The organism is Frankia sp. CgKIO3 (assembly GCF_977946435.1).
This window is the reverse complement of the sequence record NZ_CDWTMO010000113.1, coordinates 1-14,204: the sequence shown is the minus strand read 5'-3', so window position 1 is coordinate 14,204 and position 14,204 is coordinate 1. Positions and strand designations below refer to the sequence as shown.

The following is a 14,204-nucleotide window of genomic DNA, read 5'->3' as shown; positions in this document are numbered from 1 at the left end:
CGGCAGCGGGGGGCAGCGGGGGCTGGCAGCCTGTCACGGAGGTTCGAACGGATGCGGCCGGACGGGCCGGAGGACCGTTGCCGGAGGGTCCGGACGGATCCCGCGGTACGTCCGCGACGTGCATCCGACACACATGTGACAGCCGTGGCAGCATGACGGCCATGAGCAGGATCTCGCACCGCATCGGGGGGATCGCACCCTCCGCAACGCTCGCCGTCGACGCCACCGCCAAGACGATGCGCGCCGCGGGCCGCGACGTGATCGGGTTCGGCGCCGGGGAACCGGACTTCCCGACCCCGGACCACATCGTCGCCGCCGCCGAGAAGGCATGCCGCGAGCCCCGCATGCACCGCTACAGCCCGGCCGCGGGCCTGCCGGAGCTGAAGCAGGCCATCGCCGAGAAGACCGCCCGAGACTCGGGGGTGATCGTCTCACCGAGCCAGGTCCTGGTGACCAACGGCGGCAAGCAGGCTGTCTACGCGGCGTTCGCGACGCTGCTCGACCCGGGGGACGAGGTGCTCCTGCCCGCCCCATACTGGACGACCTACCCGGAGTCGATCCGGCTGGCCGGGGGTGTCCCGGTCGACGTCGTCACCGGTCCGGAAGCCGGGTACCGGGTGACGGTGGAACAACTGGAGGCGGCACGCACCCCGCGGACCAAGGTTCTGCTGTTCAACTCCCCGTCGAACCCGACCGGCGCCGTCCACACCCCCGAGGAGATCCGCGCGATCGGGCGGTGGGCCGAGCAGGCCGGGATCTGGGTCATCAGCGACGAGATCTACGAGCATCTGGTCTACGGCGAGACGAGGTTCGCCTCCGTCCTCGCCGAGGTACCCGAGCTCGCGGAACGCTGCATCATCGTCAACGGGGTCGCGAAGACCTACGCGATGACGGGATGGCGGGTCGGGTGGCTGATCGGGCCGGCGGACGCCGTGGCCGCCGCGACCAACCTCCAGTCCCACGCGACATCGAACGTCTCGAACGTCGCCCAGGCCGCCGCGCTCGCCGCGGTCGCCGGCCCGCTGGACGCGGTCGCCAAGATGCGTACCGCCTTCGACCGCCGCCGGCAGACGATGCACCGTCTGCTGTCGCAGACGCCCGGGATCCGCTGCCCACTGCCCGACGGGGCGTTCTACTGCTATCCGTCGGTGCAGGACGTGCTCGGACGCACCCTGCGCGGCCGTACCCCCACCACGTCCGCGGATCTGTGCCAGCTGATCCTTGAGGAGGCCGGGGTCGCGATCGTGCCGGGTGAGGCCTTCGGGACTCCCGGCTTCGCTCGACTGTCCTACGCGCTGAGCGACGACGATCTCGTTAAAGGAGTCAGCCGCCTCTCCGCCCTGCTTGCCGAGGCGGCCTGAGGCCGCCGGGCAGCCCGGCGGCCAGTCCCCCGCCGCGCGGCAGGCCTCAGCGCAGCCGGACGGTCGCCCGGGCCGCCATCAAGACCTTTTTGCCGTCGCATCGGGTGGTGAGATTCACCACTACCAGGTTGTCGTCGAGCTTCTTCTCGACCACGCCACGCACGGACACCGTCGCGCCGACACCGTCGTCGGGAACGATCACCGGGGAGGAGAACTTCACCCCGAACTCGACCACGGCGCCTGGGTCCCCAAGCCAGTCCGTGACCAGCCGCGCGGCCGTAGCCATGGTCAGCATGCCGTGCGCCAGCACTCCCGGCAGGCCGGCCTCGGCGGCCGCCCGATCGCTCCAGTGAATGGGGTTGAAGTCGCCGGATGCACCGGCATACCGGACAAGATCATCCCGGCGCAACGGGAAAAGCCGCTCCGGCAGCTCGGTGCCGACCTCGACGTCGTCGTAGCTCACCGTGGCGGTCATCGTTCTCCAGATCGTGAGGACGCCCGGGGTCGCCCGGAACGTGCGCAACGCGCAGTCGCCGGAGCCAAGCGGGGCCGGCGGGACTGCCGGCAAAGGTGTTCATCGGTGCCTCGGCGGAGCCGTCCCGCGCGAGACCAGCCCACACACGCCGGTGGCGACCTGCTCTCCGTAGATCGTGGCGAACTGGTAGTTGACGACGAGCACCTCGTTGGTCCCCACGGCCCGGATGCCGGTCAGGGTCGAGGTGCAGATCAGCTCGTCGCCGGCCACCACCGGCCGAAGCAACACGAAACGTTCCTCGCCGTGGACGACCAGGGAGAAGTCGAGGCCGAGCTCCGGATCGTCGGTGGGCACCCCGAGGGTTCCGGGGATCACTGTGATGAGGAACGTGGGTGGGGCCACGAAATCGGGATAACCAGCGGCCTTCACGGCCTCCAGATCGTGGTACAGCGGGTTGTCGTCCCCGATCGCTTCGGCGAACCTCCGGATGTGCTCGCGCCCGACCTGGAACGGGACGGAGGAGACCGAGCTTCGTCCCACGAAGTCCTGATTGAGCGGCATCGCAACTCCGATCGCGCCATCAGCGGGATGACCAGGGTGTCTCTACGTGGTTACCACATCGCCCGCCACCGGTCGATAATCTGGGCCGGCATGCCAGCTAGCCGGCCCAGGACTTCCCTGACCGGCTACCGGGGCGGAACATAGATAAGTACACGAAGGATTCAGCGACCCCGCCACCCCGCCTGTCCACGTGGGGACAGGCGCCCGGACACGCCGATGGGCAGCCGCCAGAACGACGTCAGCGCGTCTCGCGGTGCTCCGTGTGCTTGCCGCAGTTCGGGCAGAACTTCTTCAGTTCGAGGCGGTCCGGGTCGTTGCGACGGTTCTTGCGCGTGATGTAGTTCCGGTGCTTACACACCTGACACGCCATTGTGATCTTTGGGCGGACGTCGGTGGCGGCCACGGCGTGATGCCTCTTCCTGAGTCGGTTACTGAACAGGTCGGGCGGCGTGGCGAACCGCGATCCCGCACGGGCTTCGCGGCAGGCCGCACCCTGCTGGTAGCGGTGGCCGGACTTGAACCGGCGACACAGCGATTATGAGCCGCTTGCTCTGCCAGACTGAGCTACACCGCTGGGATGGTCCACCTGGTTGCGGCGGCCCGACCAACATCTTACCCCGCGGGAGGACCGGCGGACACATCCCCCCGGACACGAACCCACCCGAAGGCGGAACGTGGAGCCCCTTTACGGAATCGAACCGTAGACCTTCTCCTTACCATGGAGACGCTCTGCCAACTGAGCTAAAGGGGCGAGGTCGCGGAGCTCAGATTACACGACGACGGGCGGGGTTGGGTGGCCCCCTCACCCGCTTCGCCCCCGAACCCACCGATCCTCCCCGGCGACCGATCCTCCCCGGCGACCGGCGCGAGGGCCTCCGTAGGCCACGTCGGCGCTACGCGGGTCGGAAACGACCCCCCCCGTCCTGGTCGCCAGGTCCGCCCCATGGCACGCCAGTACGCCCGACCCTCACTCCGTTCCATCGAAACATGCGGAGATTGCCGGCGGGAACAACTAGCCGTAGCAACCTACTTGGACGCCACTCACGCTGATAGCTGTAAGTAATCTCTTCGATGCTTAGCGTATGGAGTACCTGTTGGTACGCCGCTGCCGGCGTAGCCAACTGCCTGGCGAGCCTCCCCAGCATCGCCTCCCGAGCATCGAGGGTTGCCCATGCGTCCTACGCACCGTTCCAGCCGGTATCCGACGACGCGCAAGGTCCGGCCCGGTCCCACCGCCGACGACACCGTGCCGACGACCACCACCCTGCCGACCACCGCTCTGCCGACCACCGCCCCCACGCCTGGCCGCCCGGATGAAGAAGGTCACGGCCCTCCGTCGGGGTCGGCGCGGCGGCGGGTCGACACCCGCCCGTCCCTGCTGCCGATCCCCCTCCCCCGGCGGGTGACGAGCATCGCGGCGCTGGCCATCACCGCGGGGGCGTTGACCGCGACCACCGGAGTCGCCCAGAGCGCGGTGCCGTCCCCGACCTGGCCACGGGGGATCGACGTGGCCTCCTGGCAGCATCCCGGCGGCAGCCCCATCGACTGGATCGCAGCGCGCGGCTCCGGCCTGAGCTTTGCGATCATTAAGGCCACCGAAGGAACAAACTACACCAATCCGTACTTTGCCGCGGACCGGGAGGCGGCCGCCAAGGCCGGTCTGGTGGTCGGGGCCTATCACTACGCGCGGCCGGCGCGGCCGATCTCGACCGCGGTGGACCAGGCACAGCGCTTCATCACGGTGAGCGGGCTGACCCGCGCCGCCGGGCAGCTGGCCCCCGTGCTCGACCTCGAGGACGACGGAGGACTCGATCCCGCCGCGCTGGCCGCCTGGACGAGGGCGTTCCTCGAGAAGATCGAGACCGAGACCGGCCGGGCGCCCATCCTCTACACGTACCGCTCGTTCTGGACCAAGAAACTGGCGGACGACCACAGCTTCGCCCGGTATCCGTTCTGGTTCGCCATCTACAACAACAAGGCGACCCCGGGCTGGCTGCCCGGCGGCTGGACGAAGTGGGCGCTGTGGCAGTACACCTCGAGTGGAAATGTCCCGGGGATCATGGGCAACGTCGATCTGAACGTGCTGTGCTGCACGCCGACCGCGCTCGCCGCACAGGCCGACGGCACCCACAGCGAGATCGAGAAGTGGTACGCGACCGCCGGGCTGAGCCGTCTGGCCGTTGGGACGCCCGTCGACAGCGAACTGCCCGCCGGCGGTGGCGGTCGCTGGCAGCGCTACTCCAACGGCCTGGCCTTCTGGTCCGTGGCGACCGGCGTACGGGCCCTGCACGGATCCATCGCGACAAAGTTCCTGGAGCTGGGCGGAACGAACAGCTTCCTGCACCGACCAGTGAGCGGTGTCGAGTACGCCACGGCCTCGGAGACGCTTCAGGCGAGGTTCCAGGGTGGCTGGATCTACTGGCACCCGGCCATCGGCGCGCACGAGGTCCACGGCCGCATCCTGCAGACCTATCTGGGCCTCGGTGGCACGACGTCGAGCCTCGGGCTTCCGATCACCGACGAGTACTCGGTCCCGGGCGGACGGGAGAGCGCCTTCCAGTTCGGCAAGCTCCGCTGGAGCGCGGCGACGAACGCGGTCACGACACTGCCCGCCGGCAAGAGTGGGACCGGCAGAAGTGGCGTGGGTGCGGCGGGTGGCGCCGGCAGCGCTCCCTGATCGTGTCCCGGGCCGGCGAGAACCATCTCCGGCCCGACGGACACGACGATGGGTGACGGCGGTCTACCGTGGGTATCGCACCTACGCGGCGGAGAGGTAGTCGTATGACCACCGAACAACGACGGACCGCACCATGCGGGCAGAGCGATCCGCCGCGAGTACGACCGGGGAGGATGAGATGGCAGGAACACGGGTGGCACGCCCGCTGAACGGATGGCTCACCTTCGCCGCCGTCATCATGTTCATCGTCGGCTTCCACAACCTGATCTACGGCATCGCGTCCCTGCGCGACTACACCGTCGTAGTGAACAACCTCAACGGCGGGGCCAGCGTGATCTACGCCGACACCACCTTCTGGGGCTGGTTGTGGATCGTGGTCGGCGTCGTCGAGATACTGATCGCCTTCGGCATCGCGGCCCGTAACGAGGCCGCCCGCTGGGGAGGTGTCGCAATCGCGACGATCAACGCCATCGGGCAGCTGGCGTTCCTTGCAGCGTTCCCGGTCTGGTCTGTCGTCATCATCGCGATCGACGTAGTCGTCATCTACGCACTGTGCACCTACGATGCTCCTCGGGCCAGAGCCGGGTACGAGGAGCCGTATCCGAGCGACCAGGCCGGGGTCTCCGCCGGGCGTGAGGCCGGAGTCGGTCGCCTCGCCGAGACCGGTGGCACCCGGGTGACCTCCGGGGGCGGCATCCGGCGCGAGGAGGGTCCGCGGCCGCCCACCACCGGCTGAACGGCGGCTCGCGGTCAGCTCGCGGTCAGGGTGCCGGATCTGCCAGCCCCGCCCGCCAGGTGACGCATCGCAAGGCGTAGTCGGTGAGATGACGGTCGGCGAAGACGCGGGCGTCCCAGTTCTCCGGCATCGCCTCGGCGAGATCGCGCCAAAGGTAGGCCATGGCGGGTAGCCCGTCGGCCAGGACCAGCGGACGGGCTTCGTAGGCCTCGCCTTCGAAGGCATCGAGGATTGCCCGTTCCCGTGGGGCGAGCCCCAAGAGGACGAGGCCGGCGGTGGCCCGATCCGGCCCGTCCGCCTCGGCCGTGGGCACGAGGCCCGGATAGAGCCGGTCACGCAGCCGGGCGGCCCGCCAGCCGGTGACCGTAGCGGGCCCCGGCTGGGGCACGCGTCCGATGAGCGCCCGCACGACCTCGGGGAACAGCAGCGTCCCGTGGACGAACAGCGGGACCGCGCGCTCCGTCTCAGCCGACGACATGAGGCCACGGTAGTGCCCCGGCCGTGGCGGCCCACGAGCCACGGTTTCTGGTCACCGGTCACCGGTGACTGTTTAACGACCACCGGTGACCGTCTGCGGCCGGCATCCCGGCTGGGAACCGGTCCTAGAGTGAGCAGACGTGAACGACAACGCGGCGCTGGCCGCCCAGGTTCGGGCTGCTTCCCATCTGACCGGGACATTCCTGCTCCGGTCGGGTCGGACAAGCACCGAGTACTTCGACAAGTACCTCTTCGAAGCCGACCCGGCGCTGCTCGCCGCGGTGGTGGCCGGACTCACCGAGTTGGTGCCGCCCGGCGCGGAGATCCTCGCCGGACTCGAACTCGGCGGAGTGCCCCTCGCGACTCTGCTCTCCCAGCGCACCGGCCTGCCCGCCCGGTTCGTCCGGAAGAAGGCCAAAGAATACGGCACCCGACGCATCGCGGAGGGCGGTGACGTCACCGGACGCCACGTCGTCCTCCTCGAGGACGTGGTCACCTCCGGTGGTGCCGTGCTCGACGCGACCCGGGTACTGCGGGATGCCGGAGCGGTCGTGGAACACGTGCTCTGCGTGATCGACCGGCAGGAGGGCGGCCGGGAGAGACTCGCCGAGCTCGGTCTGACGTTGCACCCCGTCCTGACCCGGGCGGACCTGGATGCCGCCGCGAACACCTGACCGCCCGGCGACAAGGAGCATCCGCGACCGCACGCACACAGGCCCGGAGCGATGCCCCGGGCCTGTGGATCCGAGCCTGTACAGAAGCATGATCCCCGGGAACTGCGGGATGGTGGCAGGTGATGGATTCGAACCATCGTAGGCTGAGCCGACGGTTTTACAGACCGCTCCCTTTGGCCGCTCGGGCAACCTGCCGTCGCGGAGGAGCATACCGGTCCCGACGGAGCATCGTGATGCCGCACCACCCCGCCGCAGCCGCCGACGATCGATTACAACGGTGAGTAGCGGCTCACGAGACGAAGGCCGCGCACCACGATCACGCACAGCGCCCGACTCCACACGATCCTCACCCACATCGAACCGGCCAGGAGGTCCGCACACGTGGCAGATCCATCTTTCGACATCGTCAGCAAAGTTGACGCCCAGGAGATAGACAACGCCGTCAACCAGACGGTCAAGGAAATCCGGACCCGCTTCGACTTCCGTGACACCGGCGCATCCGCGACGCTGTCCGGCGAGTCGATTCTGCTTGTAGCGAACACGGACGAGCGGGTCAAGGCGGTGCTCGACGTGCTTCAGGAGAGGTTCGTCAAACGCGGCATTTCCCTCAAGGCCCTGACCTTCGACGAGCCCAAGCCGTCGGGCAAGGAGCTCCGGTTGCCCGTCACCGTTCAGCAGGGCATCGCGGAGGACAAGGCCAAGGCCATCGCCAAAAAGATCCGGACGGATGGCCCGAAAGGGGTACAGGCCCAGATCCAGGGTGATCAGCTACGGGTGACCGGGAAGAAGCGCGATGACCTGCAACGCGTGATCCAGATGCTCAAAGCCGAGGACTTCGAAGTTCCCCTCCAGTTCGTCAACTACCGCTGACGCGACGGAAAAGCTCGAGACAGGGCGCACCCCGCCCGATGGGGGTTTCGGGCGGGGTGCTTGCGGCGGAACCTGGGGGGTTTGTTCCGCCGCGGTCCTGGTTGTGAACCGACGCCGTTTCGGCCGGCAGTTCGCGGTTAGCGGTTCAGGGTTAAAGCGTACTCCGAGTACTTCGGGGTGTTGCCGCGGCGACGCGCCGCGGACAACATCGTGGTCATCAGGCCCGGTCACCGATACGGATTCATGCGTGACATCTGTTCGAGACGCGCGATCCGCTCGTTCATGGGTGGATGAGTGGAGAACAGCTTCCCGACCCCCCCACCCCGGAACGGATTTGCAATCATGAGCGCGGCGGCGGGGCCGAGCTTGGAGGTCTGCGGCAGGGGCCGCGCCGCGGTGCCGGCGTCCAGCTTGCGCAACGCGTTCGCCAGCCCGATCGGGTCACCGGTGAGCGTCGCGCCGGACTCGTCGGCCTGGTACTCCCGGGACCGACTGATCGCGAGCTGGATGATCGTCGCCGCGACGGGACCCAAGATCATCAGCAGCAGAAGCTCGAAGATGCCGGGACCGTCCTCATCGTCCCGCCCGCCGAAGATGGCCAGGAACTGAGCCATATTCGCCAGATAGACGATAATACTGGCAAGGGCCCCGGCCACCGAGGCGATCAGGATGTCCCGGTTGTAGACATGGCTGAGCTCGTGACCGAGAACGCCGCGTAGCTCACGATCGTCCATAATCTCCATGATGCCCTCGGTGCAACAGACCGCCGCGTTTCGCGGGTTACGGCCGGTGGCGAAGGCATTGGGCGCCCGGGTCGGGCTGAGGTACAGCCGCGGCATGGGCATCCGGGCATTGCGGGCGAGATCCCCGACGATCGCGTAGAGCCGGGGCTGCTCGACCTGTGTCACGGGATAGGCCCGCATGGCCCGCAGGGCTATCCGGTCGGAGAAGAAGTAGGCGAAGCCGTTCATACCGACCGCGAGCACGAGCGCGATGGCCAGACCTCCGCGCCCGAACAGCGAACCCACCACGATGATGGCGGCGGACAGCACGCCCAGCAGCAGCGCGGTCTTCAGACCGTTGAAGTGGCGGTGTGGCATGGCGATCAAGTGTCCGTCCTGTCGAACCGGTACACCTGTCTCAACGCGACGGCGCTGGCGGAACGTTCCCGTCGGGCGTGTGGCCACCGTCGCCCCCGGCCCGTACGGCCGCCGGCCCCCTGCGGGCCTTGCCCGGTCGGTCACCGAGCTCGTCCGGGACGGCTTCGCGCAGACGTGCGACCACGGCCGGGTCGAGCAGCCCGACCCGTTCGAGCTCCTCCGCGGTAAAGATCGCCAATCGTCGGTACACGGCGGCGATCCGTGGATCCAGCCGGTCGAGCGCGGTCAGATGTGCCACGACGGTGCCGAGATCACCGCGCCGCACCGGTCCGGTCGACGCCGACCAGCCGTCGGTCAGGGTGTTCGCCAGCGATGCCCGCAACAGCGGACCGAGCGCCGCGGCCGGATCGGGCACGCCCGCCGCGGCCAGCACCTCGCCGGCAGCCGCCACCAGGGTGGTCAGGAAGTTTCCGCCGAGCACGAGAGAGGCGTGGTAAAGATCCCGCCGGTCATCCGCGACGGGCAGAGCGATGCCGCCGACGTCGGTGACCAGGCGGCGGGCCAGCCCCTCGGCCACGGGATCGGCGGTGATCCCGAACGGGACACCGGTGAGGAGAGCGGAGTCCTCGATGATCCCCGGCAAAGTCATGATCGGATGAAGCGCGATACGGGCCGCGCCCACGTCACCGCCGGCCGCCAGGATGCCCAGACCGTGGCGCCCGCTGAGATGCACGAGTGTCCGGCCGGGCCCGACGGCTCCCGCCGCGGCCAGGTCCATGACGACCGGCCCGATCGCGTCATCGGGCACGGCGACGAGGAGGACCTCGGCCCGCCCGGCGACCTCGGCCGCCCCGCCGACCCACGCGTCCGGGAACAGGTTCACGGCCCTCGATCGGTGCCACGGCGAGCGCACTCCCACGGCCACTACCGGATATCCGGCCGCCGCCAGGGCGAGGCCCAGCGCCGTGCCGGCCCGGCCCGGCCCGACGATTCCCACCTTTTCCCGCGGCCTGGCCTCCCGCGGCCCAGCGCTCGCGGCCGTGAACGAAGGTGCGGCGTCGGGCCGACCGTCATCCGGACCGCTCGCGGCATCCGACTGCTCGTCCGGGCTATGCGTCATGTCCCGATGCTCCCCGCTTCTGAGCCGGCCGCTTCTGAGCGGGCCGCCCCTGATACCTGACCACCCGCCGACCCCGGCCACCCGCACGGCCACCATGCCCCGACGCCGGGCCTCACCGGACATACAGCCACAAGCCGCCAGGCGACTACAATCGGTAACATCTCGGATCAGGCCAGGTCGCCGGCAAGAGCGAGCTCACCGCTCCGGGCGCCCGACACAAAGATCACCCTGTCGATTCCCTGACACGCCAGGCCTCCCCCGAAATTGTGGAAAGCATTACCGGAAGCGCATTGAACCGGATCCGGCCGATCATCTCCATCGGGCGGTACACCCCTTCTGACCAGCGATATCAGGGTCAAGACCCGCCAGCCGGACGATCGCAACGACAAAGACTATATACGTAGAGTTGGCAAACAATCACCATACGGCGCGACGGATACGGAGACCGAGGTCGATCGTCCACGAGGATGGAGCGATCGAACTCGGCGGTACGGTGCGCGCGCATCATTGATACGGCCGGTAGGCTGGAACGGTACCCGAGGAGGTCACTGAAGGTGTCAGAGCAGGTCAGGGAGAGGGAGACCCGCCGGCTCGACCGGGTCGTCGTGCGCTTCGCGGGCGACTCCGGCGACGGTATGCAGCTCACCGGAGAACAGTTCACCAGCGAGACGGCAGCATTCGGCAACGACCTGTCGACGATTCCGGACTTCCCTGCCGAAATCCGCGCCCCAGCCGGCACGCCGGCCGGCGTGTCCGGCTTCCAGCTACATTTTTCCGATCACGACATTCTTACCCCGGGTGACGCACCGGACGTACTGGTCGCAATGAACCCGGCGGCCCTGAAGGCGAATCTGAAGGATCTGCCGCCTGGAGCCAATCTCATTGTCAACACCGATGCATTCACCGGCAGCAACCTCAAGAAAGCCGGCTATACGACGGATCCGCTGGCCGACGGCACGCTGGATGCCTACACGGTGCATCGGGTGCCGCTCACCTCGATGACCATCAACGCGGTGCACGCCGCCGAGGGCGTCGGTACCGGGGTCAACAAGAAGGAGGCCGAACGAGCGAAGAACATGTTCGCCCTGGGCCTCATGAGCTGGCTTTACCACCGGCCGACCGAGAGCACCGTCGGCTTCCTGGAGAAGAAGTTCGCCAAACGGCCCGAGATCGCCGCGGCGAACGTCGCGGCCTTCCGAGCCGGCTTCAACTACGGCGAGACCACCGAGTCCTTCTCGGTCACCTACGAGGTGGCGCCGGCCCGGATGAAGGCCGGTACCTACCGACGGATCACCGGGAACACGGCACTGTCCTACGGTCTGATCGCCGCCGGCGAGCTGACCGGCCTGCCGGTGTTCCTCGGCTCCTACCCGATCACCCCGGCCTCGGACATCCTGCACGAGCTGAGCCGGCACAAGCGGTTCGGCGTGCGGACCTTCCAGGCCGAGGATGAGATCGCCGGCATCGGCGCCGCGCTCGGCGCCTCCTTCGGCGGGTCGCTCGGCGTGACGACGACCTCCGGCCCGGGTGTCGCGCTCAAGAGCGAGACCATCGGCCTCGCGGTCAGCCTCGAACTGCCGCTCATGATCGTCGATATCCAGCGCGGCGGCCCGTCCACCGGCCTGCCCACCAAAACCGAACAGGCCGATCTGCTCCAGGCGATGTTCGGCCGCAACGGCGAGGCTCCGGTTCCGATCGTCGCGCCGCGCTCCCCGGCGGACTGCTTCAACGCCGCGATCGAGGCCGCCCGCCTGGCTACCAAGTACCGCACGCCGGTGTTCCTGCTCTCCGACGGCTACCTGGCGAACGGCTCGGAGCCGTGGCTGCTGCCGACCCGCTCGGAGTTGCCGGACCTGAGCGTCGCCTTCGCCACCGAGCCGAACCACACCGGGCCGAAGGGGCCGGAGTTCTGGCCCTACCTGCGTGATGCGGAGACCCTCGCCCGGCCGTGGGCGGTCCCCGGCACGCCGGGCCTGGAGCACCGTATCGGCGGCATCGAGAAGTCGGACGGCCAGGGTGCCATCTCCTACGATCCGACCAACCACGACCGGATGGTGCGGCTGCGCGCGGCGAAGATCGACGGCATCGCGAACGATGTCGCGCCGCTGGAGGTGGAGGACCCGTCCGGGCAGGCCCGGCTACTCGTCCTCGGCTGGGGCTCCACCTACGGCCCGATCGCGGCCGGCTGCCGCCGGGTCCGCGTCAAGGGCATGCACGTCGCTCAGGCACACCTGTGTCATCTCAACCCCTTCCCCGCCAACACCGGGGACATCCTGCGGTCGTACGACAAGGTGCTGATTCCCGAGATGAACCTCGGGCAGCTGCGGACCCTGATCCGGGCCGAGTACCTCGTCGACGCGATCGGCTACAACCAGGTTCGCGGGCTGCCCTTCAAGGCCGCGGAGCTGGCGGGCGTCTTGGAGGACGTGATCAACCAGTGACCGTCACGACGAATCGCAGCGGCATCAGTAACCGGCTGCTCGACTTGGTGCCGGCCGCGCCGGCCCAGCAGAGCCGCAAGGACTTCACCTCCGACCAGGAAGTGCGGTGGTGCCCGGGATGCGGCGACTACGCCATTCTCGCCACCGTCCAGGGCTTCCTGCCTGATCTCGGGGTGGCCCGGGAGAACATCGTCTTCATCTCCGGGATCGGCTGTTCCTCACGGTTCCCGTACTACCTGCAGACGTACGGGATGCACTCCATTCACGGCCGGGCACCGGCGATCGCCACCGGGCTCGCCGCCTCCCGTCCCGACCTGTCGGTCTGGGTCGTCACCGGGGACGGCGACGCCCTGTCGATCGGTGGGAACCACCTGCTGCACGCGCTGCGCCGCAACGTCAACCTGAAGATCCTCATGTTCAACAACCGGATCTACGGACTGACGAAGGGGCAGTACTCCCCCACCTCCGAGATCGGCAAGATCACCAAGTCGACGCCGTTCGGCTCGCTGGACCGGCCGTACAACCCCGTGTCGCTGGCGCTGGGGGCGGAGGCCACGTTCGTCGGACGGTCCATCGACTCCGACCGGGCGCACCTGACCTCGGTGCTGCGCGCGGCCGCAGAGCACCCCGGCACCGCCTTCGTGGAGATCTTCCAGAACTGCAACATCTTCAACGACGGCGCCTTCGACGCGCTCAAGGAGCGGACCAGCCGGGACGACGTGACGCTGAAGCTGGCCCACGGCGAGCCCCTTGTCTTCGGCACCGAGGGCGACAAGGCCGTTCGACGGGCGCCGGACGGCAGCCTCGAGGTGGTCCCGGCGGGCAGCCCGGACGTCCTCGTCCACGACGCCTGGGCGGCCGATCCGAGCCAGGCGTTCGCGCTGTCCCGGCTCACCGGCGACTCGCACGGCGTCACCCCGATCGGCATCTTCCGCGACGTCGACGCGCCGACCTACGACGAGGCGTTGAACGCCCAGATCACCGACGCCAAGACCCGCCAGGGCGACGGGGACCTGATGTCGCTGATCGCCGGTGGGGAGACTTGGACCATCGAGTGATCTGAAAACCGTCCGCTGATCTGATCAGCACTCCACAGCCCGTGGCCCGGCCGTTCGCATTCTCCCGGTATCGAACCCGTGGCCATCCCGCGGCGGCTTCCTGTTTTCGGCGAACGTCCGATCCGACACTCCGGCCCCGCGCGCCGCGCCCCGGACGGCCGGGCAGAGCCCGCAATACCACAGAACTATGTCATTGATAATGCCGCTTGGCAGCTATCTTCCGGGTAGTGCGCCACTCCGGCACCTTCCGGTAAGGTGACATCGCGCGTGGGGGTGCCGTGTGGCCCGGGGGGGCTCACAACACCGATGCAGCCGGAGGCGCAGTGCGGGTTCATCGAGCCCTATGCCCACGGTCCGTGGCGACTCCGCGTTCGCCTATGGGCACCATCAGCATGACCGTTCCGATCACGGCCGGTCGCGCCGGGCAACCCCGCTGCTCGGTCGGCGTCGTCGTCCGGACCGCTCCCGGAGGTCGTCGTGGGTAATCATTCGGCCGGTCGGCATTCACGCCAACGCCAGGAAGTCGCCAGGCAGGCCACCGGCCGCCATTCGGCCGCGGCACCGACGACCTCCACCGCGGCAGCCGCGTGGTTCCCACCGCCGACCCCGCCACGGCCCCCGGTCGCCCCACCCGGCGAGCTCGACACGATCACC

13 protein-coding genes and 3 tRNA genes are annotated in these 14,204 nt (G+C 68.6%); 7 read left to right on the top strand and 9 right to left on the bottom strand.

Annotated features, from left to right (window positions below; genetic code table 11):
- The first annotated feature begins 152 nt into the window (after positions 1-152).
- Positions 153-1,361, top strand: a complete 1,209-nt coding sequence (locus AC08OJ_RS13530; protein WP_476595900.1) for a pyridoxal phosphate-dependent aminotransferase — start codon at positions 153-155, stop codon at positions 1,359-1,361.
- Between the two features lie 46 nt (positions 1,362-1,407).
- Here the strand turns inward: AC08OJ_RS13530 and AC08OJ_RS13525 are convergent, their stop codons facing one another.
- The 5 genes from AC08OJ_RS13525 to AC08OJ_RS13505 form a co-directional block, all read right to left on the bottom strand.
- Positions 1,408-1,836: a MaoC family dehydratase gene (locus AC08OJ_RS13525; protein WP_462185741.1), complete on the bottom strand. Its 429-nt coding sequence runs from the start codon at positions 1,834-1,836 to the stop codon at positions 1,408-1,410.
- A gap of 99 nt (positions 1,837-1,935) precedes the next feature.
- A complete protein-coding gene (locus AC08OJ_RS13520; protein ID WP_476593216.1) occupies positions 1,936-2,397 on the bottom strand; it encodes an FAS1-like dehydratase domain-containing protein in 462 nt (153 codons plus the stop codon).
- A 238-nt stretch (positions 2,398-2,635) separates the two neighbouring features.
- On the bottom strand, positions 2,636-2,800 hold the full coding sequence (gene rpmG / locus AC08OJ_RS13515) for a 50S ribosomal protein L33 (RefSeq protein WP_009740545.1): 165 nt from the start codon (positions 2,798-2,800) through the stop codon (positions 2,636-2,638).
- Between the two features lie 94 nt (positions 2,801-2,894).
- Positions 2,895-2,971 (bottom strand) — tRNA-Met (locus tag AC08OJ_RS13510).
- A 101-nt stretch (positions 2,972-3,072) separates the two neighbouring features.
- Positions 3,073-3,148: transfer RNA gene (locus AC08OJ_RS13505), tRNA-Thr, on the bottom strand.
- A gap of 420 nt (positions 3,149-3,568) precedes the next feature.
- Here AC08OJ_RS13505 and AC08OJ_RS13500 point away from each other — a divergent pair.
- Positions 3,569-5,074: a GH25 family lysozyme gene (locus AC08OJ_RS13500; protein WP_476595899.1), complete on the top strand. Its 1,506-nt coding sequence runs from the start codon at positions 3,569-3,571 to the stop codon at positions 5,072-5,074.
- Between the two features lie 178 nt (positions 5,075-5,252).
- On the top strand, positions 5,253-5,810 hold the full coding sequence (locus tag AC08OJ_RS13495; protein ID WP_476593218.1) for a DUF7144 family membrane protein: 558 nt from the start codon (positions 5,253-5,255) through the stop codon (positions 5,808-5,810).
- Positions 5,811-5,835: 25 nt separating this feature from the next.
- On the opposite strand, the gene AC08OJ_RS13490 is transcribed toward AC08OJ_RS13495, so the two are convergent.
- The gene (locus AC08OJ_RS13490) at positions 5,836-6,288 is read right to left on the bottom strand and encodes a gamma-glutamylcyclotransferase family protein (protein ID WP_476593219.1); all 453 of its coding nucleotides are present in this window, start codon (positions 6,286-6,288) and stop codon (positions 5,836-5,838) included.
- A gap of 139 nt (positions 6,289-6,427) precedes the next feature.
- Between AC08OJ_RS13490 and pyrE the strand changes: the two genes are divergently transcribed.
- Complete coding sequence (pyrE, locus tag AC08OJ_RS13485; RefSeq protein WP_476595898.1) at positions 6,428-6,961, top strand: orotate phosphoribosyltransferase; 534 nt, start codon at positions 6,428-6,430, stop codon at positions 6,959-6,961.
- 110 nt (positions 6,962-7,071) lie between these two features.
- Here pyrE and AC08OJ_RS13480 read toward each other — a convergent pair.
- Positions 7,072-7,156 (bottom strand) — tRNA-Tyr (locus AC08OJ_RS13480).
- A gap of 186 nt (positions 7,157-7,342) precedes the next feature.
- On the opposite strand from AC08OJ_RS13480, the gene AC08OJ_RS13475 reads away from it, so the two are divergent.
- A complete protein-coding gene (locus AC08OJ_RS13475; RefSeq protein ID WP_476593221.1) occupies positions 7,343-7,831 on the top strand; it encodes a YajQ family cyclic di-GMP-binding protein in 489 nt (162 codons plus the stop codon).
- A gap of 227 nt (positions 7,832-8,058) precedes the next feature.
- On the opposite strand, the gene htpX is transcribed toward AC08OJ_RS13475, so the two are convergent.
- On the bottom strand, positions 8,059-8,931 hold the full coding sequence (gene htpX / locus AC08OJ_RS13470) for a zinc metalloprotease HtpX (protein ID WP_476595901.1): 873 nt from the start codon (positions 8,929-8,931) through the stop codon (positions 8,059-8,061).
- 40 nt (positions 8,932-8,971) lie between these two features.
- A complete protein-coding gene (locus tag AC08OJ_RS13465; protein WP_476595897.1) occupies positions 8,972-10,051 on the bottom strand; it encodes a Rossmann-like and DUF2520 domain-containing protein in 1,080 nt (359 codons plus the stop codon).
- Between the two features lie 554 nt (positions 10,052-10,605).
- Here AC08OJ_RS13465 and AC08OJ_RS13460 point away from each other — a divergent pair.
- Together AC08OJ_RS13460 and AC08OJ_RS13455 are read left to right on the top strand one after the other, a co-directional pair.
- Positions 10,606-12,492, top strand: a complete 1,887-nt coding sequence (locus AC08OJ_RS13460) for a 2-oxoacid:acceptor oxidoreductase subunit alpha (RefSeq protein ID WP_476593224.1) — start codon at positions 10,606-10,608, stop codon at positions 12,490-12,492.
- Positions 12,489-13,550, top strand: coding sequence for a 2-oxoacid:ferredoxin oxidoreductase subunit beta (locus tag AC08OJ_RS13455; RefSeq protein ID WP_462203830.1), 1,062 nt, complete (start codon positions 12,489-12,491; stop codon positions 13,548-13,550). The genes AC08OJ_RS13460 and AC08OJ_RS13455 overlap by 4 nt, the downstream gene beginning before the upstream one ends.
- The last annotated feature ends 654 nt before the right edge of the window (positions 13,551-14,204 follow it).

Bases quoted from the DNA above. Each gene is read 5' to 3' on its own strand.
- AC08OJ_RS13520 (WP_476593216.1), bottom strand. From the start codon at position 2,397: ATGCCGCTCAATCAGGACTTCGTGGGACGAAGCTCGGTCTCCTCCGTC.
- AC08OJ_RS13525 (WP_462185741.1), bottom strand. From the start codon at position 1,836: ATGACCGCCACGGTGAGCTACGACGACGTCGAGGTCGGCACCGAGCTG.
- AC08OJ_RS13465 (WP_476595897.1), bottom strand. From the start codon at position 10,051: ATGACGCATAGCCCGGACGAGCAGTCGGATGCCGCGAGCGGTCCGGAT.
- AC08OJ_RS13490 (WP_476593219.1), bottom strand. From the start codon at position 6,288: ATGTCGTCGGCTGAGACGGAGCGCGCGGTCCCGCTGTTCGTCCACGGG.
- htpX (WP_476595901.1), bottom strand. From the start codon at position 8,931: ATGCCACACCGCCACTTCAACGGTCTGAAGACCGCGCTGCTGCTGGGC.
- AC08OJ_RS13495 (WP_476593218.1), top strand. From the start codon at position 5,253: ATGGCAGGAACACGGGTGGCACGCCCGCTGAACGGATGGCTCACCTTC.
- AC08OJ_RS13500 (WP_476595899.1), top strand. From the start codon at position 3,569: ATGCGTCCTACGCACCGTTCCAGCCGGTATCCGACGACGCGCAAGGTC.
- AC08OJ_RS13530 (WP_476595900.1), top strand. From the start codon at position 153: ATGACGGCCATGAGCAGGATCTCGCACCGCATCGGGGGGATCGCACCC.